This window comes from Mesorhizobium bavaricum (genome assembly GCF_056781655.1).
Map to the genome: position 1 here is coordinate 5,270,587 of NZ_CM165566.1, position 23,097 is coordinate 5,293,683.

Below are 23,097 nucleotides of genomic sequence, written 5' to 3' on the forward strand. Positions count from 1 at the left end.
GTCACGATAACAGATTTGGCGCTGGCTGTCGTCGCGTCAATGGCTTGGAGCAGTTCCTCGATGTGCTCCCTGTCGCCTCTCATATGCCCTTTGCAGGCTTTCGGTTGGCCAACCATTGCACTGCATTTTAGCAATTCACATTTTAGCATTTACTGAAATGGGGCGTAGAGACCCCTGGCGTATCGCTTGGCTTTACAAGTTTTGGCGAGGGGCGATGTCACTATTGAGAGGCTTCTGGTCTTCGGAGCGCGGCAACTTTGCCATGGCGACCGTCGTAGCGACGATACCGATGATACTTGGCGTGGCCGGCGCCATGGATCTTGTCGGCACGAACCATGACGCCTCGCAACTACAGAATTCCCTGGACGCGGCGGGGCTAGCCATCGGCACGAAGTTCTCTCCCGATATGACTGCTGGCGATGTTCGGCAGCTTGGGCTGCAGTTCTTCGCCGCAAACTTGAGCGCGGCCGACCAGCAGGAATATTCGGGCAGTGTCTCCGCATTCGCGGCAACGGCCAGCGGCAGCCCAAGCGCCTACTTTATCTCGCTGTCGTCCAGCATAAGCCGCCCAAGCTTCATCGGCAGCGCGGCCCCCTGGCAGGCCTACCGCACGGCCTCGGTCAAGATAAAACCTGGCGCACAGGCCTGCGTGCTGGCGCTCGATCCGCATGCGTCCGCCGCCGTGAACCTGCAGGGCTCGACCAATGTTTCGATGGACAGTTGCGTGATCGCGGCGAACTCGGACGCATCCGATGCCGTCAACAGGGGCGGCTCCGCACAGGTTTCAGCGGGCTGCGTCTCAACCGTCGGCGGCACCAGCGGGCTCTTGCCACCCAGCGCCAATCTCACCTGCGGAACGCCGCACGAACATCAATACGCGTCTTTTGATCCACTGGCTGACGTCATTCCTCCTCCCTACACAATGTGTTTGCCGGTCCCAAACGGCAAAACCTACACGCTGTCGCCCGGCACTTACTGCGACAAGACATTGTCGGGGGATATCACGCTTGCTCCAGGCGTCTACATCATGCGCGGCACCACCATCAAGCCGGGGGGGAACGGCAGCCTGACTGGCCAGGGCGTGACCATATTCCTCATGGAAAGCTCGAATATCTACATCAATGCCAACCAGACGGTGAACCTATCCCCGCCCAGCAGCGGCGCTTATGCCGGCATCACCATTTTTCAGGATCACGGGAATACGTCCGCCTTGACGCTGAATGGCGGCGCAAGTTCCGCACTCAGCGGTTTCATCTACGCGCCGGACGCGCCGATTTCCTACGCCGGCAACTCTGATATGAGCGGCCAGGGCGACTGTCTCAGGCTTGTCGGCATGACGGTGCAGATGACCGGAAACTCATCCGTCAAGTCGGACTGCGCGGCGGCGCTTGGCAATCGGGCAATGTATGCCGACCGGATGATCACTCTGGTGAAATGACAGCCGCCTCCCACGTTTTGACCTGACGGCTCGGCGGAGCCGGCCGCTCACACGTCTCGATCGACACGTTGGCTGTGGACACCGAGGCGCATCAGTCGGATGCCAACGCGACTAGGGCGGACGCAAACACGTGACGCTGCCGCTTCGCTTTATTCGTCACCAGTGACGGACCATCCAAGAATAGCCGGCCACGTGTAGTAAATCACCTTCCGACCAGCACAACGGGTCCAATCGCTGCGCAGTTCGCAATTCTCGCCGTCCTGCCCGGCAAAAGCCATGTTCGCGCGTATTTCAGATGGGCATGACCATTGCCAAAATCGAAACCCATCCGATTCCGAATCTGAACAGGCGAATGCTGCTGAAAGGCCTCGGCCTCGCGGCACTGGCCGGGCTCGCCGCCTGCAGCACCATTTCGCTGCCGACCGGCGACGGCGCCGGCGTCTCCTCATCCGCCACCGGCACGCTGGCCAATATCCGCGCCTCGGCGGGACTAGCGCCGCTGGTCGCCGACCCGCAACTCGAGCAGGCCGCCTTGCAGCAGGCCGGCTACATGGCGCAGCGCCGCCGCATGAGCCACACCACCGGCTGGGGCAAGGATTTCGCCTCGCGCGTCAAGGACAATCGCATCGCAGGCGCGGCCGCCGAGAACATCGCCGAAGGCCGCTTCGACCAGCAGAAACTTTTCGACATCTGGGTTCATTCGCCCGGCCATCGCCGCAACATGCTCGACCAGCGCTTCACCCGCTTTGGCCTCGCCTATGCGCGCGACGGCCGCGACAGCGCCATCCGCTACTGGAGCCTTGTGCTCGGGAAATAACTCGGGAAATGAGAAGCGTCCCGGTATCCGCACGCAGGCGCCCTATTTGGTCGTCGCCTTGAACTTCGCCATGAGATAGGGGCCGGACAGAACCGGCTCGTATTTCGCCGCCTCGCCATCGGCAAGGCATACATCCAGAACCTTGATCTCGGCGTGCCAGTTCGGCTGATGGAAGAAAGCCATGGACTGGCGCCGGTCCTTGCTGCCCTCTTCCGCCGGGGGCCCCTCTTTTGCGGCCGGCCCTTCTTTTGCCGCTGGCCCTTCTTTTACCGCTGGATTGACCACGCGGTGCACGGTGGAAACCCAGCGATCGTTGGTCCAGCGCGCCATCAAGTCGCCGATGTTGATGACGAACGCTCCCGGTATCGGCGGCACTTCAGTCCACGCGCCGTCCGGGGTGATGATCTCGAGGCCGCGCGATCCGGCCTGCGGCAACAAGATGGTGAGGCTGCCGTAATCCGTGTGAGCACCGGCACGGATCTGGCCGGGCTTCGGTGCAGCATGCTGTTCGGGATAGTTGAGAGCCCGCAGAGCGCTGATCGGCGCATCGAGGAAGCTGTCGAAATAGTTTTCGGGCAAGCCGAGCGCCGTAGCGAAAACACGCATGATGCGCACGGCCAGATCCTCGAGCGCCGCATAGTAGGCCTTCCAGGCCTCGACGAAGCCGTCAGGCGCTTGCGGCCAGATGGTCCGCGCATAGCAGAAGGCCAGTGCTTGCGGGTCGTTCATGCCTTGCGGCACGCGGAGCGGTCCGCCGCTGAAGCTCTCCTTCAGGTCCGGCGGCGTGTCGACATTGCGTGATTTGGCCAACGCTTCGAGCTCCGGTCCGAGGTAGCCGTAGGGATAGCCTTTGTAAGGCGCCTTCGAGCGCTGCTTTTCCTCCGGCGACAGGTCGAAGAAAGCGCGCGCCTTCGACCATGCCGCGTCGATCACGGCCTGGGGAATTCCATGGTTGGTCACGGCCAGAAAGCCGGTACTGCGGCAGATGCGGTCGACGTCGGCGCCGAGCGCTTTTTTCTTCTCGGCGTCGGCGCTTTCGAACCGCCCGAGATCGAAAACCGGGAATGCAGGCTTTTGCATCGCTATCGTCTCCAGCCTCGGCACTGCCCAGGACGAACACGATAGTCCCTGAGCCAAGCAATGTTGGCTAGAGGACATTGCGCTGGAAGGGCAATGCCAGCGCCTCTGGCAGGTCAGTCCATGTGTGCGGCTGGTGCGCCACCGGCCGGCGCCTGTTTTGGCTTGCGCAGCAGGAAAACAAACGGAATGGAAATCAGGGTCATTACCATGAGGATTTTGAAGTCATTGACGTAGGAGATCATCATCGCCTGCAGATTGACCATACGATCAACCTCCGAAAGCGCCATTGGATCGCCGCTTGCGGCCGCCGGCGAGACCGCCCACAGATTGGGGTTGAACGGATTGATAAACGCCGAAAGCTCGGTGTGATTGACCTGGGTGTTGCGCACCATCAGAACCGTCACCACCGACACGCCGATGGACGAGCCAAGATTCCGCACCAGGCTGAACAAGGCCGTGGCATCCGTGCGGAAGCGCACGTCAAGCGTGGCGAAGGCCACAGTCGACAGCGGCACGAACACCATTCCCATTCCCAGGCCCTGGATGACGCCGGAGCTGATGATCAGCCAGTTGTCCATCTGCGGCGTGAAGCTGGACATTGTGTAAAGTGATTGCGCGGTCAGCAGAAAGCCGATGACGACGAGGATCCTGGCGTCGATCTTGCTCATGAGCCGCCCGACGACCAGCATCGAAATCATCGTGCCGACACCACGTGGCCCAAGGACAACGCCAATGGTGATGGTCGGATAGCCGAAGATGGTCGACAGCATTGGCGGCAGCAGCGACATGCTCGCCAGGATGAGCACACCCATGACGAAGATAAACGCCAGCCCGGTGACGAAATTGCGGTCGAGGAATATCTTGGGATCGATGAAGGGATGTTCGGCCGTCACCGTGTGGATGATGAACACCCAGAAGCCGGTCAGCGAAAGACCAAGCTCGATCCAGATCTCATTCGAGGAAAACCAGTCGACCTCGCCGCCGCGATCGAGCAGCAACTGAAGCGCGCCGACGCCGAGCGATATCATGGCGAAGCCGAAGAAATCGAAACCGCGCACCCGGCGAGCAACAGCCGGCAAATAGGCGGCCATGCCGAGGAAGGCGACGATGCCGACCGGCAGGTTGATGAAGAACACCCAGCGCCAGTTGAAATTCTCGGTCAGCCAGCCACCGAGTGTCGGGCCCAGAATTGGCCCCAGCATGATGCCGGCGCCCCAGATGGCCATCGCCTGGCCATGCCGTTCCCTGGGGTTGATGTCGAGCAGGAAGGTCTGCGACAACGGCACGATCGCGGCGCCGAACACGCCTTGCATCAGCCGGAAGAACACTATGCTCTCCAGGCTCCAGGCGATGCCGCACAGCATCGAGAACAGCGTGAAGCCGACCACCGCCGTCAGGAACAGTTCCTTGCGGCCGAAGCGGTCGGCCAGCCAACCGGTGACCGGCGTCATGATGGCGGCGGCAACGATGTAGGACGTCAGCACCCAGTTGATGTTGTCCGGGGAGGCACCGAGATCGCCGGTCATGGTCGGCAGCGCGACGTTGGCGATCGTGGTGTCGAGCGCCTGCATGATCGTCGCCAGCATGAGCGCGACCGTGATCAGGCCACGATGCGGCACTTCTTTGAACGGTTCGGGCGTGCTCATGATGCGGAACTTCCGGCAGGTAACAAAATCGTGTACGGTGGGTTTCCGGGCGGCAAAGCCTTCCGTTGAGAGACCCTCATCGCGGTGGGACGCGATTTGTCGATGTGGGGGTTACATCGACCGAAAGTCTCGATTGAGCGGATGCCTGCCGCCCGGAAACATGAGGACCGACGGGTCCGTGTCGTTCAGATCTCGATCAAGTCGCGATGCGGCTCGGTCCAAACGCTGATCCTCCTCACCCCTCCCATCAGACCAACCCCTGCCACTCGCTTCCACCCGCTTGGTTCCCCGCGGGCTTCCGCCGATTTTACTTCGCTGCCTCGCCAGCCGTGGCGTGGCCAAATATGGCGGGAAACCCGCGCGCCACGCCGGTATCGACCGTAACGGTCGCGCTCATGCCGGTGCGCAACGCCATCTTGGCGTCGGCATCGGTCAACTCCAGGCGCACCGGAATGCGTTGCGTGACCTTGACCCAGTTGCCGGTGGCATTCTGGGCCGGCAGCAGCGAGAACTCTGCACCCGTGCCGGCGCCGATCGCCTTTACCGTCGCCTCGAAGGTGCGCCCCGGATAGGTGTCGACCACGATCTCGGCCTTTTGGCCCGATGTCATGTGGGTCAGCTGGGTTTCCTTGAAATTGGCTTCGATCCAGGTGTCGCCCGTCTCGACCAGCGAAAACAGCGGCGTGCCGGAACCGACATACTGACCAACCTTGAACGATGAGGCCTGGCTGACGACGCCGTCAGCCGGCGCCTTGACCGTGGTCTGCTCCAGATCGTAGGCCGCCTTGTCGCGCGCGGCGAGCGCTGCCATCACGGTCGGGTGCTTGTCGGTCTCGATGTCGGGATTGCCGCCAAGTGCTGCCTTGGCGCTGATGATGCCTTGCTCGGCAACGGCCAGTTGCTGCTTGGCCTTGTCGAGATCGTTCTTGGCCTGGTCTAGCGACGACTTGGCGTTGATGCCCTTCTGGGCAAGGTCGGCGGCGCGGTCGAACTGCGACTGGGCGAAGGCAACCTCACTGGCACCGGACTTTTGCTGAGCCATCGACTGGCCATAAGCAGCACGCAGTTGCTCGACATTGAGACGCGCGCCCGCCACCGCCGCGTCGGCCTGGGCCAGTGCGATCCGGTAGGGCTCCGGGTCGATGGCAAACAGCACATCACCCTGCTTGACCAGTTGGTTGTCGGCAATATCGACCTGAACGATGCGGCCCGCCGTGTCGGAAGCGATCGACACCTTGGCCTGCTGCAGATTGGCGTTTTCCGTCTCCTGGTAGCGGCCGCCGGTAACCCAGACGTAACCGCCGCCGATAGCCAGTGCCGCAGGCAGCGCAAGCATCAGCAACGAGCGGCCCAGCCGGCGCTTTTTCTTTACCGGCGGCGGGGCCGGCTGCACCGGAGGAGCAACCGCCAGCGGAGCCGCGGCCGGCTGCGCCGGCGCTTCCATTTCCAGGTCGGTCACCTTCTTGTCTATCTTGGCTGCGGCGTTCATGCTGCTGCGCCCTCTGTATTCTTGACTTTTTCAATGGACGGCGTCTCGTCGTCAGTCAGGTTGCGGACCATCGCCTCCAGCCCTTCGATGAGGACACGACGGGCTTCCGGCTTCACGCCGACAAGCGATTCCTCATAGACTTCTCCGGCAATGCTCTTGATCACGGCGTAGGCGTCGCTCGCCTTGGGCGTCAGGAAGATCATGCGGACGCGGCGATCGGCGGCGTCGGAGCGACGCTCGATCCAGCCACCCTCCTCCATGCGGTCGACCAGACGCGACACGCTGATCGGCTCGATTTCGAGAAGTTCGGCCAGCCGCGCCTGCGCGACACCGTCTTCCTTGGCAACGCGGACCAGAAGCCGCCATTGCGCCGAAGAAAGCCCCAAACCACTGGCCCTCGCCTCGAAGCGCTTGCGCATCAGCCGCTGCACGTCGTGGATCAAGAAGCCCAATCTGTCTATGCCATCAGAAACCATGAGCGGCATATATAATAAGCGTGCTTATTATTCAAGATGCTCGTCGCATCGGAAGCCGGCAAATGTGCATGACTGCCGTGCTAAGCAATCATGGTTAGCAATTGGTGAACGTCTGGCCGGTGGCCATGGCAGTCGGCGTGACCGCATCCGCCACGTCGGATGCGCGCACTGGAGAGGCGCGGTACCGGCCGCAGCGGTCTATGCTCTGGTCGCGTGTGACATATTGATGTACAGCCGCAGATCAGGATCGGGGGATCAACGAAATGCCGACGCTTTACGCTCTCAAGCCGGCTTTCCAGGGAAGGCTGCGACCGCTGGTCAACCGGCTGGCGGCAATCGGGGTCACCGCAAACAGCATAACCATCCTGGCAGCCCTGATGTCGATCGCGACCGGAACGGCCATCGCGATGTTGCATGACTGGCGCTCGCTTTTGCTGTTGATTCCCGTGGTGATGTTCGTTCGCATGGCGCTGAATGCCGTCGATGGCATGCTGGCGCGGGAGCACGGGCAGGCCTCGACGCTTGGCATGTACCTGAACGAGCTTTGCGACGTCGTTTCGGACCTTGCGCTGATCCTGCCGTTCGCCGCCTTCCCACAGTTCAGCCCATGGGGCGTCGTCGCCTTCGCCATATCAGCTGTGCTGGCCGAGTTTGCCGGCGTGCTCGGTATCCCCGCCAGGATCGGGCGAAACTATGCCGGGCCATTCGGCAAGAGCGACCGGGCGCTGGCGCTGGGCGTGGTCGCCGTGCTGTGCGCCGCCGGGCTCTGGCCGGCATCCATCGCCTCGCTTGTGTTTCCGGCCATGGCAACGCTTTCGCTGTTGACCGCCATAAACCGGATACGCGCCGGCCTTATTGGCAGCGCCAGTTGAGCATCGAGGCTCGCCATGCCGCCAGAGGGAAAGACCATGATGCACGAACCGATCGCCACCGCGACTGCCGGAAGCCTTGAGCGGCAAGCCCAAGAGCGTGTCTTCCGCAGCCATGACGGGACGGAGATCTTCTACCGGTACTGGCCGGCAGCTTCCGCCGATGCCAAGGGCGCGGTGGTGCTCTTCCACCGCGGCCACGAGCATGGCGGTCGCATGGCTCATCTCGTCGACGAACTGCAGATGCCGGACCACGCCTTTTACGCCTGGGATGCCCGCGGCAATGGCCGCTCGTCCGGCGAACGCGGCTATGCCCCTTCCTTTTCTGCCCTGGTTCGCGACATCGACTGCTTCATGCGCGAGATCGCCGCCAGGGACGGCTTCACCACGCAGGATGTCGCGCTGATCGCGCAATCCTTCGGCGCCGTGCTCGCCGCCGCCTGGGTGCACGACTATGCGCCCAAGCTGCGTGCCATGGTGCTGGCCTCACCGGCCTTTTCGGTCAAACTCTACGTGCCCTTCGCCAAGGAAGGCATCGCGTTCTGGCAGAAGCTCAAGGGCCGCTTCTTCGTCAATTCCTACGTCAAGGCGAAGTTCCTGACCCATGATCCCGTGCGCATCGCCTCCTTCGAGGCCGATCCGCTGATCACGCGGCCGATCGCCTCCAACATCCTAGTCGAGCTCTACCAGCACGCGGCGCGCATCGTTGCGGACGCCCGCGCCATCACCGTGCCGACGCAGCTTCTGCTTTCAGGGAGCGACTGGGTGGTGCGCCATGGCCCGCAGCACGAGTTCTTCGTCAATCTCGGCAGCCGCACCAAGGAGCGCCATGTGTTGCCGGGTTTCTTCCACGACACGCTGGGCGAGCGCGACAGGGCGCAGGCCCTCGACCTGATCCGTCCGTTCCTGGCCAAGCAGTTCGCCGCACCGGATGCGCCGGTCGACCTGACAAAGGCGGATATCGCCGGCTACACGCGCGACGAGGCGGACCGGCTTGCCTCGCCGCTCGATCTGCTGTCGCCCAAAGGCCTCTATTGGGCAGTCAGCCGCGCCTCCATCCGCATGGGCGCCTGGGTCTCGTCGGGTATGAAGGCGGGCATCACCACCGGCTTCGATTCCGGCTCGACGCTGGACTACGTCTACGAGAACGACGCGAGGGGCCTTACAGCTCTTGGCCGTGTCGTCGACCGCATCTTCCTGGAAGCCATCGGCTGGCGCGGCATCCGCCAGCGCAAGCTGCATCTCGAGGAGCTGATCGCCTCTTGCCTGGCGACGCTGAAGGCCGCCGGCCGGCCGGCGCACATTCTCGACATCGCCGCCGGCCATGGCCGCTACGTTCTCGATGCCATCGTGAAGAGCCCGGACCAGCCGACAAGCGTGCGCCTGCAGGATTATTCCGACCTCAATGTCCAGCTTGGCCGCAAGCTGATCGCCGCGCGGCAGTTGCCGGCCAGCGTCTCGTTCCAGCGCGCCGACGCCTTCGATGCCGACATGCTCGCCTCGATCGATCCGGCGCCCGATCTCGCCATCGTTTCCGGCCTCTACGAGCTGTTTTCAGACAACGCCATGATCGCCCGCTCGCTCGGCGGGCTTGCCCATGCCATGCAACCGGGCGGCCTGCTGCTCTACACCAACCAGCCGTGGCATCCGCAGCTCGAGATGATCGCCCGCAGCCTGACCTCGCATCGCGGCGGCCAGGCTTGGGTCATGCGCCGGCGCACGCAAGGCGAGATGGACCAGCTCATCGAAGCCGCCGGTTTCGACAAGCTCGACCAGCGCATCGACCAATGGGGCATCTTCACTGTCTCGGTCGCAAGGCGCCGCTGAACAGGATGGTGTCATCGCTTGCATCCACGGTGCGCACTGAGCCTTACAGCCGGGTGGTCGTCAGGGCAGCCCTTTGGCTGGCCTTCCTGGCGCCGTTCTTCTACCTCTCCTACGGCTTCGCCAACTGGCTGGCATCGCGGCGCGACGATGTCGGCAGCATCGTGTTCTCCTGGGAGCACAGCATCCCTTTCCTCGCCTGGACCATCGTGCCCTATTGGTCGATCAACCTGTTCTACGGACTGTCGCTGCTGCTCAACGACAGCAGGCAAGGCGTCGACCGCCTGGCCGGGCGCTATCTCACCGCGCAGATCGTCGCCGTTGCCTGTTTCATCCTGTTCCCGCTGACCGCGACGTTCGTACGGCCTGCAACGACCGGCCTGCCTGGCTTCCTGTTTGCCGTGCTTGGCGGTTTCGACAAACCATTCAACCAGGCGCCCTCGCTGCACATCGCTCTGCTGGTGATCATCTGGGATCACTGGCGCCACCGGCTCGGCGGCCTCCTCCTGCCGCTCTGGCATGGCTGGTGCTTCCTGATCGGCGCTTCGGTGCTGACGACCTGGCAACATCATTTCATCGACATCCCGACCGGCGCGCTGCTCGGATTTTTCGCCCTGTGGCTGTTTCCGCGCACCGGCGCCTTGCCGTTTTCAGGCGCTCGGCTCACCGGCGATGCGAAAGCGCGCCGGCTGGCGCTGTTCTATGCGCTGGGCGCCGTCCTTGCGCTGGCCGGCGCCGCGCTCGGCGCCTTTTTGTCCGCCACAGCCCTCTTCCTGCTTTGGCCGGCGCTGGCGCTGGCTATCGTCGCCTTCGCCTATGCCGGAGCCGGTGAAAAGGTGTTCCAGAAGACTGCGGATGGCCATGTGTCCCTGGCAAGCCGCGTTCTGCTTTGGCCCTACCGGCTGGGCGTTGGTGTGAATGCCGCGATTTGGACGCGCAAGCTGCCGCCGCGCGTCGCCGTCAGTGATGGCGTCTTTCTCGGCCGCTTTCCGACGGCAAGCGAGGCCAACGGCTTTGGCACGGTCATCGACCTTGCCGCCGAACTTGAAAAGCCGGCGGGAACGGACTGCCGCTGGATCAGCTTTCCGATGACTGATCTCTTGCCGCCGCCGGTGACAGTGCAGCAGCAGGCAGCGAGAGCGCTGGAAAGCGCGCGCCGCGACGGCACAGTGCTGGTCTGCTGCGCGCTCGGTTTCCAACGCAGCGCAGGCGTTGTCGCCGAATGGCTGGTGGCGACCGGCAGAGCCAGGACGCCGACGCTTGCCCGCGAGATGCTGATGGCCACCGGCCGACCAATTCATCTCGCCGAGGCTACGGAGCGGGCGGCGTCATGACGGGCAATGCCTACCAGGAACGCGCCGATCGCTTCGCCCGCATGCTGATGCAGCAGGCCGCATGGCCGGCTGCGGTTGTGGTGACCGCCAGTATTCTTGTGCCCCTCGCTGCTTCGGCGCGCGGCGCTTTCGAGACTTTGCGCGCGGCCATCCCACTGTCGATCTCGGCCGCCAGCGCGGTTGCGGTGCTGGCGCTGTCGGCGCTTCTGGTGTTCGACGCGCTGTTGTTCCGGCTGATGGCCAGCCACAATGACGAGGCTTCCGGTGGTGCCGCGGTGGATGACATACTGAAGCGCATGCGCCTGAAACCTTCGCCGTCCACGACACGCCCGCTCGATGATCGCATGGCCGGTACCCGTCGCTTGCTGTTCAAACAGCGCGCAGCCCTGGCCCTGTTTGCCGCAGCGCTCCTGACGGCGGGGTTTTGGGCGCCGCGATGAACAAGCTTTCGCTCAAGACCTTCACCTTGCTGCAGACGGCAACCTCCGTTGGCCTCTCGGCGCTGGCCTGGGTGGTGACCGGGGTGCGTCCGATCTGGAATGGCAGCCTGCCATCCGACCGGCAGCGCATCTATTTCGCCAATCACACCAGCCATGGCGACTTCATCCTGCTGTCGGCCTGCCTGAGCGAAAAGGAGCGCGCGATCACCCACGCGGTTGCTGCCGGCGAGTACTGGGGAAAGTCGCGGCTGCGCCGCTTCATCGCCGAGGACATGCTGTCGTCAGTGCTCATCAACCGGCAATGGACGAGACCTGAAGAAAACCCGATCGAGATCATGCTCTCGGTTCTCGACCAAGGCCATTCGCTGATTCTGTTTCCCGAGGGCACCCGCAACATGACCGAGGAGCCGCTGCTGGCCTTCCGCTCCGGGCTCTACAATCTGTCGATGGCGCGGCCTGAGGTCGAGCTGATCCCGTGCTGGATCGAGAACATGTCGCGCGTGCTGCCCAAGGGCCAGTTCCTGCCGGTGCCGCTGCTGTGCCGCGTCGTCTTCGGCGCACCGGTGGCGGTGGCCCCGGGCGAAGAACGCCGCGCCTTTCTCGAGCGCGCCCACGCCACGCTGCTGGCGCTCAACCCGCGTCCCGAGCGAGACGATTGATGCGCCACGAGATTTCCATTCTGATCATCGGCCTGCTCGCGGTGCTGACCACCGCCAGCATCATCGCCGCCATACTTTCAGCGCGGGCGCCCAAGCCGCTCAGTTCAACGCTGGTCAATCTCACGCAGCGCATCAACGCCTGGTGGGTGATGGTGGCGCTGATGACGGTCGCCTTCTTCTTCGGCCGCTACGGCATGACCATCCTGTTCGCGCTGATTTCCTTCGCGGCGCTGCGCGAATTCGTAACGCTGACGCATACAAGCCGCAGCGACCATTGGGTACTGCTCGGCATGTTCGGCATCATCATACCGTTTCAATACTGGCTGGTGTGGACCGCCTGGTACGGGCTCTTCGTCATCTTCATTCCTGTCTACTGCTTCCTGCTGATGCCGGCCATCACCGCGCTGCATGGCGACACCGAGCGCTTTCTCGAGCGGATCGCCGCGCAGCAATGGGCGGTGATGATCTCGGTCTATTGCGTCAGCCATGTTCCGGCGCTGCTGACCCTCAATGTTCCGGGCTTTGAAGGCCGCACCCTGTTGCTGATCGCCTTCCTGATCATCGTCGTGCAAGGCAGCGACGTGCTGCAGTACATCTTTGGCAAGCTCTTCGGAAAACACCGTTTTTCGCCGAACGTCTCGCCGTCGAAAACCTGGGAAGGTCTGATCGGCGGACTGGTGTCGGCGAGCCTGCTCGGCGCGCTGTTGTCCTTCGTGACACCTTTCTCGCCATTGCAGGCGGCAGCCGTGGCCTTCATCGCCTGCTCGATGGGTTTTCTGGGCGGGCTGGTCGCCTCGGCGATCAAGCGCGACCAGGGCGTCAAGGACTGGGGCCACCTGATCGAGGGCCATGGCGGCATGATGGACCGCACCGACAGCCTGGTCTTCGCTGCCCCGGTTTTCTTTCACATCGTGCGCTATTTCTGGACGGTCTGAGGCGGGAACTCTTGCCCAGCGCGATCGGGCCCACCGCGATCAGAGCCGGTTGCGGATGAGCATGGTGACGACGAAGAACGCTCCGACTGAGCTGGTGATGATGCCGATCGGCAGTTCCTGCGGCGGCAGCAAGGTTCGGGCGAGAAGATCGCTTACCAGTAAAAGCACCGCGCCGAAGACCGCGCAGCCGGCAACCAGCCGCAGATGCAAAGGACCCGCCAGCGGCCGCGACAGATGCGGGATCATCAGCCCGACGAAGCCGATGACGCCGGCGACCGAGACCAGGATCGCCGTCGCGAACGCGGCGACGAGGAAGGTCATCCTGCGCATCCGCGCCACCGGCACACCAAGGCTTTCGGCGGCATTTTCGCCGGCCAGGAAAGCATCGAGCCGGCGGTGGTTCCATAGCGCATAAGCCAGGATGGTGCCCGCACCCAGCGCGCCGAGCCAGATGTTGTCCCAGCGCGCCAGGCCGAGCCCGCCCATCGTCCAGAACAGAACCGAGTGGGCGGCGCGCTGATCGCCGGCAAAGACCAGGTAGTTGGTCAGGGCGGTGAACATGAACGACACGGCAAGGCCGGCGAGGATCAGCCGCTCCGGCCCTTGCCCCCTCACCCGCGCAACCAGAAGCAGAACAACGCCGGCAGCCAATATGCCGCCGGTGAAGGCCGCGACCGGCAACGTCCAGATGCCAAAACTGTCGCCGAAGACGGTGATGACGGAAACCGCGCCGGCAGCTGCGCCGGAAGACAGGCCGAACAGGAACGGATCGGCCAGATCATTGCGGGTCACCGTCTGCAGCAGCGCACCGACGACGCCCAGGCCAGCGCCGACGCAGATGGCCAGGATCGTGCGCGGCAGCCGCAGGTCGACGACGATCTTGCCGACCGGGCCGGACACGTCGTGCCCACCCAGCCCAGTTGCATGGCCGAGCGAAGCCACGACGTCCGTCAATGGGATCAGCGTCGAGCCATAGGCGATCGACAGCAAGGCGAGCGCGGCGATCGCCGCCGCTCCCGCCATCATGGCGAGTGCGAATGCCTTGTGCCGCAAGCCTGGAAATGCGTCGCGTCCATCAGGGCTCATGCGACGCACTTCCCAGATCTTTTCTTCGTGCATGTCGTTGGCAAAAACCGCTGCGCACTTTTGAGCGACATGCCTCAAAATGCTTCCGGATGCATCGCCTTGGCGATCTTGTCGATCGCTTCGATGTTGGCGGGCCCAGGCGTCAGCTCGGCATAGCGCAGGGCGACAAAACGCTCGTTCTTGACCGCGTCCGTTTCTTTCATCGCCGGATGCGCCTTCAGGAAATCGAGCAGTTTCTTGTAGCCGCCGCCGTCCTGGTAATCGAGCAGGATGAGGAATTGCGGGTTGCGAGAGGCCACCGTTTCCCAGTCCGTATTGCCCCAGCTGGTGTCCATATCGGCCATGATGTTGTCACCGCCAGCAGCAGTGATCATGGCGCTGGGGATGGCGAACTTGCCCGCGGTAAAGGGTTTGTCCTCGCCGGAATCATAGAGGAACACCCGCGTGCCCTTGCGGTCGCCGACCTTGGCGGTGATGTCGGCGAGCTGCGTCTTCCAGCCCGAAACGAGCTTTTGCGCCTCAGCCTCCTTGCCAAAAATCTTGCCCAGCTTTTCGACGTCGCCATAGAGCAGGTCCATCGAGGCGGCAGGGCGGTTCTTGTCGAGATGGACGCAGCTTTCCGTCAGAACCAGCGTCTTGATGCCATGCGGGGCAAGCGTGTCGGGCGTCACTTCGCCGCCCGGCTTCATGCCGTAGTACCAGCCGGCGAAGAAGAAATCGGGCTCGACCGCGACGAGGTTTTCAAGCGTCGGATATTTGGGGGCGAGTTCAGGGATCGAGCCCTGCTCGGCCTTGAATTCGGGACCGACCTTGTACCATCCGGTGATGCCGGTCAGGCCGACGATCGACGGCTGCAGTTTCAGCGCAAAAGTCATCTCGGCCATGTTGAGGTCATGGATGACGGCACGCTTCGGCGGCGCGTCGAAGGTCAGCGGTTTGCCGCAGCTGTCGACGGTCACAGGGAAGGCGAAGGCTGTCGAGACCAGCAGCGAGAAGACAAGCGAAAAGGCGAGGCGTTTCAAGGTAAGTGCTCCTTTGTTGAACAGGGATTGGGCGGAACGGCTTCGATCAGGATGGCGGCGCGGCGCGGTTCGGCACCTCGAACACCGTCAGTTCGCGGTCTTCGGTCGGATGGCGCAGACGAAAGACGTCGACGCCGAAAATCTCGCGGATCAGCTGTTGGGTCAGCGCTTCGCGCGGCGCGGCGAACGCTTGCAGGCGGGCATTGTTCATCACCGCGACCCTGGTGGCGAAGGGGGCCACCAGGGCCAGATCGTGCAGCACCGCGATCACCGTCATGCCGAAGCCGGCCACGAGTTCGAGCAGTTCGCCACGGGCGCGCGGGTCGAGGTGGTTGGTGGGCTCGTCGAGGAACAGAATTTTTGGCTCCTGCGCGATGGCGCGCGCCAGCTGGGCGCGCTGGCGCTCGCCCCCCGACAGCGAGCCGATGGTGCGGCCAAGCAGCGGCAGCAGGCCGGTCCGGCGCAGCGCGTCGACGACAATGTCGCGTTCGTCGCTCCTGCGCCTCAGCCCGGCGTGCGGAACCCGGCCAAGCTCGACATAGTCGATCACCGCCAGCCGCGGATCGGGCTGGTCGGTCTGGCCGACCACGGCGATATGCAGTGCCCGCTCGGCGGCCGAAATCCTGTCCAGCCGGCGCCCGCCAAGCTTCACCTCGCCGGAACTTGGCCGCAGCATGCCCGACAGCATGCGCAGCAGCGTCGTCTTGCCGGCGCCGTTGGGGCCGATGATGGCGAGGCGATCGCTCGCGGCCACCGACAGGCTGACCGCATGGACCAGATCCCGGCCATTCGCCATGGCACTGAGGTCACGCGCTTCGAGAACCGGCGCTGTCATCGGCTGTTTCCCGCCGGATTGCCCGGGCCCGGGATGCGGGCCAGCGTCTTGCCGGCCAACCCCGCCGGGCGCTGTCCCGAATTGCACCAGCCATCGGCGAGCGAGGCATAGAGCTTGGCGAATCGCACGAGATCGACGACATCGGCCTGCGCATCGATGGAGCCGAAGAGATAGGCAGCCTTGCCCGATGCCTGGAAGGCTACCGTCAAGGGCCTTGCACAGCCGGCCATGCAAGCCACGCCCTCGACCGTGAAGCCATGCGCCACGGCGGGTTCATGGTGGGCCGAGAGCCGGGAACGCAAATCGGAGCACAAATTTTCACCCGACCTGATCCCTGTCGGGACGTCGCGGCAAAGCGTGCAGACAATAATGCGGTGAATACGATCTGTGGCGCCGTCCAACTTTCCGTCTTTCTCGATTGGCGACGGAAGGATGTTGGCGAATCGGCCGACAAGACCGACGTCCACGTCTCCTCCCGGCACACCCCGTCCGGTCAACTCATGCTGATGGCAGGTCTCCTGGCTCGCGGGTCGTTGCGCCATCCTGCCTTCCCAGCCTTGCCGGCCAGTGGCATTTACGGATTTTGCTCGCCGCTTACAGTTGCGGGGGCAGCCACGGCCTCGACCCTTTGGGGATCTCACCGTGTTCCCTTTTCACCCCTTGCCTTGCGGCCAGGGGACCATCACCGGGCCAGCGTAGATTTCCATCGATCGCATCGCAACGGTTTTTTGCGACGTCGCGGCTCCATTCAAATGTAATAACATTACGTTTGAAGCGATATTCCGCGACGATGTCAACTCCACTTGTCGCGCAACACGGCGGCGGCAGTGGCAGCTGCTCGAAATGGGCTCGCCGCCGGAGGTAGAAGGTGGCCGTGGGGCCGAGCGAGTTGGCACTACGGTTGCCGAGGGCGAGAACCTTGACGGCGCAAGCGGCGGCAGTCTGTAGTCGCGGCAGGCTCGGCCGACAGAGGAGGTGCCATATGGAAAAGATCATCCTGGACTGCGACCCAGGGCATGATGACGCTATCGCCATCCTGCTGGCGGCAGGCAATCCGAAGATCGATCTCCTCGGTATCACCACGGTTTCGGGCAACCACAATGTCGAGAACACCACGCGCAATGCGCTTTCCGTATGCACCGCCTATGGCATCAAGGTACCGGTGGCGAAGGGCTCTCCCGGCCCGCTCCTCATCGATCAGGTGCTGGCTGTCGAGATCCACGGCGAGACCGGGCTCGACGGCCCCGTACTGCCGCCCGCCTCGTTCGAGCTCGATAGGCGGCACGCCGTCGACTTCATCATCGACACCGTCATGGCGCATGAGCCGAAGACGATCACTCTGGTGCCGGTCGGTCCCTACACAAACATCGCGCTTGCCGTGCGCAAGGACCCCCGCATCGTCGAGCGGGTGAAACGGGTCGTCGCGATGGGGGGAAGCTATACCAGGGGCAACATCACGCCCGCGGCGGAGTTCAACGTCTATGCCGATCCGGACGCCGCCGACGTGGTGTTCCGGGCCACCTGGGACGTCACCATGGTGGGGCTCGACCTGACGCATCAGGCGCTCGCCACCACGGGGCTTCAGGACCGGGTGCGCGCGGTAGGCGGCCCGATTGCCAAGTTCATCCTCGATATCTGGGAGTTCATCGCGACGACGCATGGTGGCCTCCTGCAGATCGAGTATCCCGCCGTCCATGACGCATGCTGCGTCGCGGCCATGATCGACCCGACCGTCTTCACCACCGAGAAGGCCGATATCCGCGTCGAGCTTGCCGGCCGGTGGACCAAAGGCATGACGGTCTGCAATTTCGAGAAGATGGGCGGCATGCACCATTTCGGCGGCACGGCGAGCGAGCAGGTCGACTTCCGCCACACCGTGGCGATGAAGCTCGACCATCAAAAATTCTGCGATTTGATTGTGGATGCGCTGGAGCGTCTAACCAAGAACAAGGCGAACTGATCTCTGCGACTGTCATGAGGCGCGAAGCAGCCATTCCTTGCAGGATTAGTCTTGCCTCCAAAACATAACAAGGCCCCGCGCGGGGCCTTGTCATATCCAACCTTGGTGGCTGGCTCCCTCACTTCCCCATCATCTGCTTGGCATTTTCCGCCGTGATCGCCGTCGTCTCCACTGTCACTGTCGGCTCCACCGAAGTGGCGCAATCGAGCAGAATCTTCTTCGACATCTCGATCGCTTCCTTGGCACCGGTCGGATAGGTGAAGGTCGCCGCCCAGTCGCCTTTCGCTACCGCTTCGATGCCGCCGGCAGGTCCCGGCAAGCCATCGGTGCCGATGATCTTGACGTCCTTGCCGGCACCCTTGGCGGCAAGCAGCGCGCCGGCCGCCATCATGTCGTTGCTGGCATAAAGCACCTTGATGTCGGGATGCGCCTGCAGCATGGCCGAGAAGGCGGTCTGGGCTTTGTCCGGCACCCAGTCGGCGGCCTGCTCGGCCACGATCTGGATCTTGGCATTCTCCTTGACGCCGTCCTTGAAGCCGTTAAGCCGCTCGACCGCGGGCGTCGAACTCGGCAATCCCTGGAGCACCGCTGCTTCGCCGCCGTCGGGCAGCAAGGTCTTGGCGGTATACTTGCCCGCCTCGAGCGCGATCTTGTAATTGTCGCCGCCGATGAAGGCGGTGTACTCCTTGCCCGGATCGCCGACCGTCTTGCGATCGAGTTCGATGACCGGGATGCCGGCATCCATGGCGCGTTTGACCGCCGGCGTCAGCGGTGCCGCCTCGAAGGGCGAGATCAGCAGGATGTCGACCTTCTGGGTGATGAAATTGTCGACCTGCGAGGTCTGCGTGTTGACGTTGCCGGCGCCGTCGGCGATCTGCAGCGTGAAGCCGGGAACTTCCTTGGCCGCCGCCTCCAGCTCCTCGTTGACGTGCTGACGATAGGGTTCGGCATTGTTCGCCTGCGAAAAGCCGATGATGAACTGGCCGTCCTTGGCGCAGGCCTTGACCATCGGGTCGGCAGCATGGGCGGCTCCCGCGATGCACAGGCCAGCGCCTGCCAGAAGCGCGACTTTCAGGGCACGCCTTTGTCTTGTGGTTTTCATACTCACTCTCCTCCTCGTCGGGCCGGGGCCAGACCTTGGTTGACTTCCACTTGCTGCCGCATTCCTCCTAACGACCCAAACCCTCGCGGCGGCGAACGAGGGATTGAAGCACTGCCGCCAGCACGATGATCGCAGCGGTCGCGAGCAGCTGCATGGCGGGGGTGATGTTGTTGAGCTGAAGGATGTTGGCGAGTGCACCCAGCATAATGGTGCCGGCGACCGTGCCGACCATCGAGCCGGCGCCGCCGAACAGGCTGGTGCCACCGATGACCACGGCGGCAATCGCGGTCAGCTCGTAGCCCATGCCGTCATTGGCACTGCCAAAATTGAACTGGCCGGCATGCACGATGCCGGCCAGTGCGGCGGCAAAGCCGGTGATGGCGTAGACCGATATCTTGACCATCGACACCGGCACGCCGGAAATGCGCGCCGCGCGCTCGTTGCCACCGACGGCAAAGACATAGCGGCCGAAGCGCGTCGTGTTGAGCACGATCGTTGCGATTGCCGCAAAGACGATGAACACGATCGTCGCCACCGGCACAGTGTTGTTGAACAGCCGCTCACCCAGCACCGCGAACACCGGTGGCGCCAGCCCCGGCCCATCGCCATAGGAAATGTTGATGTACTGATTGCCCGAGACGACCAAGGCCAGCCCCCGCGCCGCCTGCAGGCCGGCGAGCGTCACGATAAACGGCTCGAGCCGGAAACGGCTGGAGATGGTGCCCTGGATGGCGCCGAAGACGATGCCCATCACGAGTACGGCCAGGATGGTAGGAATGAGTCCGAAGCCGCCCGAGATCATCATCGATGCGGTGACGACGCTGGAGAGCCCAAGCACCGCGCCGACAGAAAGGTCGATGCCGGCGGTAATGATGACGAAGGTCATGCCGATGGCGATGATGCCGGTCTCGGACACGGCGCGAACGATGTTGGCGATGTTGTCGGGGTTGAGGAATAGGATTTCGCCATGCCGGCGCGGCGAGAAGATGACGCCGCCGATCGCCACAACGACAAGGCCGATCAGGCTCTGGAAGCGCACTACAAAGGCTAACGGATCGCGATGCACCGGTGCCGCGGCCACCGGCCTGCCTGTCGCCGAAATCTTCTGCTCAGACATCAGGCCTCCCTGCCATTTGCCGCGTTAAGCACTGTGTGCTCGTCGACGCCGCCGATGAATTCCGCCACATTGCGTCCCTGGCGCAGCACCACGATGCGGTCGCACAGGCCGATCAGTTCCGGCATCTCGCTGGAAGCGACCAGAATACCGAGGCCCTGCGCCGCCAGATGCCGCAGCCGCGTGTAGATCTCGCCCTTGGCGCCGACATCGACACCGCGCGTGGGCTCGTCGAGCAGCAGCAGTCGGGGGTTGCCGAGGATCTCCTTGGCCAGTACCACCTTCTGCTGATTGCCGCCCGAAAGCGCGCCGACGGCGATGTCGGGATTCTTCGGCCTGATATCGAACTGGCCGAAAGACTGCTTCACGGCATCCGCCTGCCGGCGCGCCGACATCAGCCCGAGGGGTGAGATGCGCCGGATCACCGACATCACCAGGTTGAGGCCCACCGCCATCCTCAGCATCAGGCCGCTGCCGCGCCGATCGTCGGTGACGAAGGCGATGCCGGCGTCGCGTGCGGCTTTGATGGAATCGAGCTTCACCGGGCGGCCGTCGACTGCGACATCGCCCTCCCAGCGGCCGGCAAGGCCGGTGCCGTAGAGCGCGCTCAACAACTCGGTACGCCCTGCCCCCATGATGCCGGCCAGCCCGACGATTTCGCCCGCCTTGACGTCGAGTGAGATGCTTGTCGGCGGCTGCCATCCAGCGCTGTCATGGGCGAGCCTGAAGCTCGCATCGCGTAGGCTGAGCAGTGTCTTGCCAGCCTCCCTGGCGCGTTCGGGAAAAAGCTCATCCAGCGGTCGCCCGACCAGAAGGCGCACCAGCTCAGCCTGCGGCGCGTGCGGCTGCGTGATGCCGGCGACACGACCATCGCGCATCACCGTCACCCGATCGGCGATTTGCGGCACCTCCTCAAGGCGATGGGAGATATAGACGATGCCAACGCCGCTCGCGGCGAGCTTGCGCATGATGTCGAACAGTCTCTCGACCTCGCCCACCGTCAAAGCCGCGGTCGGCTCGTCCATGATCAGCACGCGCGAGGCGTAGGACAGCGCTTTGACGATCGCCACCACCTGGCGCTGGCCGATCGACAGGTTCGCCACCATGCTGGCGGGATCAATGGCAAGCTCTATGGCCTCGAGCCGCTTGCGGGCCTCGCTGCGCATTGCCGGCACGTCGAGGAAGCCGCCCGGCCGCATCAGTTCGCGGCCGAGGAAGAGGTTGGCCGCCACGTCAAGCGTCGGCACAAGGTCGAGCTCCTGGAAAATGGTGGCAATGCCGGCCGCCTGCGCTTCACGCGGGTTGTTGAAGCGCACCGGCTTGCCGTCGATCTGGATGGTGCCCTCGTCCGGCGCATAGACACCCGACAACAGGTTCATGAGGGTCGACTTGCCAGCGCCGTTTTCGCCGAGCAGGGCGTGGATCTCGCCGGACTTGAGGTCGAAGTCGACGCCACGCAGCGCCTGGACGCCGCCGAAGCGCTTGACCGCGCCGGTGACCGACAGCAGCGGCGCACTCATGCCGGCCTCGCGCAGGACTGACGGACCTGCAGCGCGGCTTGCAGCCGCACCGCCTGCGGCTCCAGACCGCTGGATGCGATGCGGGCGCAGAGCAAGGCAGCCGCCTGCCGTCCGATCTCGGCACAGGGCTGCGCGACAAGCGTCAGCCGCGGCTCGAAGCAGTCGGCCCATTCGAAATCATCGAAGCCGGCAAGCGAAAGATCCGTCGGTATCGAGAGGCCTCGTTCGCGGATCGCCCGCACCGCTCCGATTGTCGTCATGTTGTTGCCGGTGACCAATGCCGTAGGCGGCGAAGGCAATGACAGGATGGCGTGGGTCGATGCCGTTGCGCTCGCCGTATCGACGTTCTCCGGCGAGACATAGTGCGGCAGGCACTCAAGTCCATTGGCGGCCAGCGACATGTGAAAAGCACCGATGCGTTCGCGCGTCGTCGCCAGACCCGGCTGGCCGGAGATGTAGCCGATGCGTTTGTGGCCGAAGGAGGCTACGTGATCGATCAGCGCGCGCATCGACGACTGGTTCTCGACGCCGATCTGGTCGAAGCGGTCGTCTGCGAAGCGGTCGATGAGCACGCACGGCAGCTTCTTCTCCGCCAGATAATCGATGGCCCGCTGCGGCGCGCCCGACGGCGCCAGGATGACGCCGTCGACCCGCCGCTGGTGGAAGGCGCGCACCACGGAAAGCTCGCGGTCGGGATCTTCCTGCGTGTCAGAGAGGAAGACCATGAGGCCAAGGCGCGCGCATTCAGCCTCCACCGCGCAGATGATATCGGTGAAATAGGGGTTGGAAATCGCCGAGATCGCCAGGCCGACGCTGTTGGTCGAGGCCACTTTCAACGACCGCGCCAGCTCGTTGGGCTGATAACCCATCGCGGCGATCGCATCGTTGATGAGCTGCGCCTTCTGCGGCGAGACAAAGCGGGTGCGGTTGATAACATGCGAAACGGTCGAAACCGACACGCCGGCGCGGCGCGCGACCTCAGCCATTGTCGGCATGATGACTCAAACGGAGTGCTGGCAAGCGCTCCTCCCTGATGATGCGTTCCAGTCCACTCTCATTGGCTTTGGTGGATTTTGGAGGATCATAGGACCATCGAAACGTTTGCGCAATCGCTTCGATAGCCTTTTCCTGCCCAATTCTCGTCGCCCCGGGCGTATTGCCGGAACGGCCGATCACCTTCGTTTCGATCTTGCTCGACGCGCATTCGATGAAACTGACCAGGGTATCGCTTGGCGCTGTCAAGCAACGCTCTTCCGAGGCTTGTCCACTCAAGGCAACAGTCCCGGCCCGCCGTGCCGGGATCCTTGCCGCGCCGATAGCGGTGGCGGCGCCCGCACAACCAGACGACCAACCCAACCAAACATCGGAAAATTTTCAGAAACGAATCGGGATTTTTCGGCCCCGAAATCGCAAGACCATGCGGCTGGCGAAAAATGTCCGCACTGTTCAAG

22 protein-coding genes and 1 riboswitch are annotated in these 23,097 nt (G+C 63.6%); of the genes, 9 read left to right on the forward strand and 13 right to left on the reverse strand.

Annotated features, from left to right (window positions below):
- Positions 1 to 214 precede the first annotated feature (214 nt).
- Together AC1RZR_RS25820 and AC1RZR_RS25825 are read left to right on the forward strand one after the other, a co-directional pair.
- A complete protein-coding gene (locus AC1RZR_RS25820) occupies positions 215 to 1,438 on the forward strand; it encodes a TadE/TadG family type IV pilus assembly protein (RefSeq protein WP_481829121.1) in 1,224 nt (407 codons plus the stop codon).
- A 301-nt stretch (positions 1,439 to 1,739) separates the two neighbouring features.
- The gene (locus tag AC1RZR_RS25825) at positions 1,740 to 2,255 is read left to right on the forward strand and encodes a CAP domain-containing protein (protein WP_477276539.1); all 516 of its coding nucleotides are present in this window, start codon (positions 1,740 to 1,742) and stop codon (positions 2,253 to 2,255) included.
- Between the two features lie 42 nt (positions 2,256 to 2,297).
- On the opposite strand, the gene AC1RZR_RS25830 is transcribed toward AC1RZR_RS25825, so the two are convergent.
- The 4 genes from AC1RZR_RS25830 to AC1RZR_RS25845 form a co-directional block, all read right to left on the reverse strand.
- Positions 2,298 to 3,335 carry an isopenicillin N synthase family dioxygenase gene (locus tag AC1RZR_RS25830; protein WP_481826396.1) on the reverse strand — a complete coding sequence of 346 codons (1,038 nt, stop codon included), beginning with the start codon at positions 3,333 to 3,335 and terminating at the stop codon, positions 2,298 to 2,300.
- A gap of 113 nt (positions 3,336 to 3,448) precedes the next feature.
- Complete coding sequence (locus AC1RZR_RS25835) at positions 3,449 to 4,981, reverse strand: DHA2 family efflux MFS transporter permease subunit (RefSeq protein WP_481826397.1); 1,533 nt, start codon at positions 4,979 to 4,981, stop codon at positions 3,449 to 3,451.
- A 307-nt stretch (positions 4,982 to 5,288) separates the two neighbouring features.
- Positions 5,289 to 6,470, reverse strand: a complete 1,182-nt coding sequence (locus AC1RZR_RS25840; protein WP_481826398.1) for an HlyD family secretion protein — start codon at positions 6,468 to 6,470, stop codon at positions 5,289 to 5,291.
- Positions 6,467 to 6,946, reverse strand: coding sequence for a MarR family winged helix-turn-helix transcriptional regulator (locus tag AC1RZR_RS25845; RefSeq protein ID WP_027038640.1), 480 nt, complete (start codon positions 6,944 to 6,946; stop codon positions 6,467 to 6,469). The genes AC1RZR_RS25840 and AC1RZR_RS25845 overlap by 4 nt, the downstream gene beginning before the upstream one ends.
- Positions 6,947 to 7,209: 263 nt before the next feature.
- Here AC1RZR_RS25845 and AC1RZR_RS25850 point away from each other — a divergent pair, with 263 nt between their 5' ends.
- The 6 genes from AC1RZR_RS25850 to AC1RZR_RS25875 are packed head-to-tail and all read left to right on the forward strand — an operon-like array spanning position 7,210 to position 13,007.
- Complete coding sequence (locus tag AC1RZR_RS25850) at positions 7,210 to 7,818, forward strand: CDP-alcohol phosphatidyltransferase family protein (protein ID WP_481826399.1); 609 nt, start codon at positions 7,210 to 7,212, stop codon at positions 7,816 to 7,818.
- A 39-nt stretch (positions 7,819 to 7,857) separates the two neighbouring features.
- A complete protein-coding gene (locus tag AC1RZR_RS25855; RefSeq protein WP_481829122.1) occupies positions 7,858 to 9,642 on the forward strand; it encodes a bifunctional alpha/beta hydrolase/class I SAM-dependent methyltransferase in 1,785 nt (594 codons plus the stop codon).
- 5 nt (positions 9,643 to 9,647) lie between these two features.
- The gene (locus tag AC1RZR_RS25860) at positions 9,648 to 10,973 is read left to right on the forward strand and encodes a phosphatase PAP2/dual specificity phosphatase family protein (RefSeq protein WP_481826400.1); all 1,326 of its coding nucleotides are present in this window, start codon (positions 9,648 to 9,650) and stop codon (positions 10,971 to 10,973) included.
- Positions 10,970 to 11,413, forward strand: coding sequence for a hypothetical protein (locus AC1RZR_RS25865; RefSeq protein ID WP_477276527.1), 444 nt, complete (start codon positions 10,970 to 10,972; stop codon positions 11,411 to 11,413). Before AC1RZR_RS25860 ends, AC1RZR_RS25865 begins: the two co-directional genes overlap by 4 nt.
- On the forward strand, positions 11,410 to 12,072 hold the full coding sequence (locus tag AC1RZR_RS25870) for a lysophospholipid acyltransferase family protein (RefSeq protein ID WP_477276525.1): 663 nt from the start codon (positions 11,410 to 11,412) through the stop codon (positions 12,070 to 12,072). The genes AC1RZR_RS25865 and AC1RZR_RS25870 overlap by 4 nt, the downstream gene beginning before the upstream one ends.
- Positions 12,072 to 13,007: a phosphatidate cytidylyltransferase gene (locus AC1RZR_RS25875; RefSeq protein ID WP_379106592.1), complete on the forward strand. Its 936-nt coding sequence runs from the start codon at positions 12,072 to 12,074 to the stop codon at positions 13,005 to 13,007. The genes AC1RZR_RS25870 and AC1RZR_RS25875 overlap by 1 nt, the downstream gene beginning before the upstream one ends.
- A 39-nt stretch (positions 13,008 to 13,046) precedes the next feature.
- Here the strand turns inward: AC1RZR_RS25875 and AC1RZR_RS25880 are convergent, their stop codons facing one another.
- The 4 genes from AC1RZR_RS25880 to AC1RZR_RS25895 all read right to left on the reverse strand — a co-directional run bounded on the left by AC1RZR_RS25880 (position 13,047) and on the right by AC1RZR_RS25895 (position 16,432).
- Positions 13,047 to 14,093: a FecCD family ABC transporter permease gene (locus AC1RZR_RS25880; protein ID WP_481826401.1), complete on the reverse strand. Its 1,047-nt coding sequence runs from the start codon at positions 14,091 to 14,093 to the stop codon at positions 13,047 to 13,049.
- A 74-nt stretch (positions 14,094 to 14,167) separates the two neighbouring features.
- Entirely contained in the window at positions 14,168 to 15,115 is a 948-nt protein-coding gene (locus AC1RZR_RS25885; RefSeq protein WP_481826402.1) for an ABC transporter substrate-binding protein, read from the reverse strand.
- A 46-nt stretch (positions 15,116 to 15,161) separates the two neighbouring features.
- Positions 15,162 to 15,950, reverse strand: coding sequence for an ABC transporter ATP-binding protein (locus tag AC1RZR_RS25890; RefSeq protein WP_477276519.1), 789 nt, complete (start codon positions 15,948 to 15,950; stop codon positions 15,162 to 15,164).
- Positions 15,947 to 16,432: a DUF1636 family protein gene (locus tag AC1RZR_RS25895; protein WP_481829123.1), complete on the reverse strand. Its 486-nt coding sequence runs from the start codon at positions 16,430 to 16,432 to the stop codon at positions 15,947 to 15,949. Before AC1RZR_RS25895 ends, AC1RZR_RS25890 begins: the two co-directional genes overlap by 4 nt.
- A 9-nt stretch (positions 16,433 to 16,441) precedes the next feature.
- Positions 16,442 to 16,649, reverse strand: a riboswitch (cobalamin riboswitch).
- A 283-nt stretch (positions 16,650 to 16,932) separates the two neighbouring features.
- On the opposite strand from AC1RZR_RS25895, the gene AC1RZR_RS25900 reads away from it, so the two are divergent.
- On the forward strand, positions 16,933 to 17,910 hold the full coding sequence (locus AC1RZR_RS25900) for a nucleoside hydrolase (RefSeq protein ID WP_481826403.1): 978 nt from the start codon (positions 16,933 to 16,935) through the stop codon (positions 17,908 to 17,910).
- 118 nt (positions 17,911 to 18,028) lie between these two features.
- Here AC1RZR_RS25900 and AC1RZR_RS25905 read toward each other — a convergent pair whose 3' ends face one another.
- From AC1RZR_RS25905 to AC1RZR_RS25925, 5 genes are all read right to left on the reverse strand, one after another.
- Complete coding sequence (locus AC1RZR_RS25905; protein WP_481826404.1) at positions 18,029 to 19,012, reverse strand: substrate-binding domain-containing protein; 984 nt, start codon at positions 19,010 to 19,012, stop codon at positions 18,029 to 18,031.
- A 67-nt stretch (positions 19,013 to 19,079) separates the two neighbouring features.
- Entirely contained in the window at positions 19,080 to 20,129 is a 1,050-nt protein-coding gene (locus AC1RZR_RS25910) for an ABC transporter permease (RefSeq protein ID WP_477276511.1), read from the reverse strand.
- The gene (locus AC1RZR_RS25915) at positions 20,129 to 21,646 is read right to left on the reverse strand and encodes a sugar ABC transporter ATP-binding protein (RefSeq protein WP_481826405.1); all 1,518 of its coding nucleotides are present in this window, start codon (positions 21,644 to 21,646) and stop codon (positions 20,129 to 20,131) included. The genes AC1RZR_RS25910 and AC1RZR_RS25915 overlap by 1 nt, the downstream gene beginning before the upstream one ends.
- A complete protein-coding gene (locus AC1RZR_RS25920; protein WP_481826406.1) occupies positions 21,643 to 22,641 on the reverse strand; it encodes a LacI family DNA-binding transcriptional regulator in 999 nt (332 codons plus the stop codon). The genes AC1RZR_RS25915 and AC1RZR_RS25920 overlap by 4 nt, the downstream gene beginning before the upstream one ends.
- A complete protein-coding gene (locus AC1RZR_RS25925; RefSeq protein WP_481826407.1) occupies positions 22,625 to 22,918 on the reverse strand; it encodes a hypothetical protein in 294 nt (97 codons plus the stop codon). The genes AC1RZR_RS25920 and AC1RZR_RS25925 overlap by 17 nt, the downstream gene beginning before the upstream one ends.
- Positions 22,919 to 23,097 lie beyond the last annotated feature (179 nt).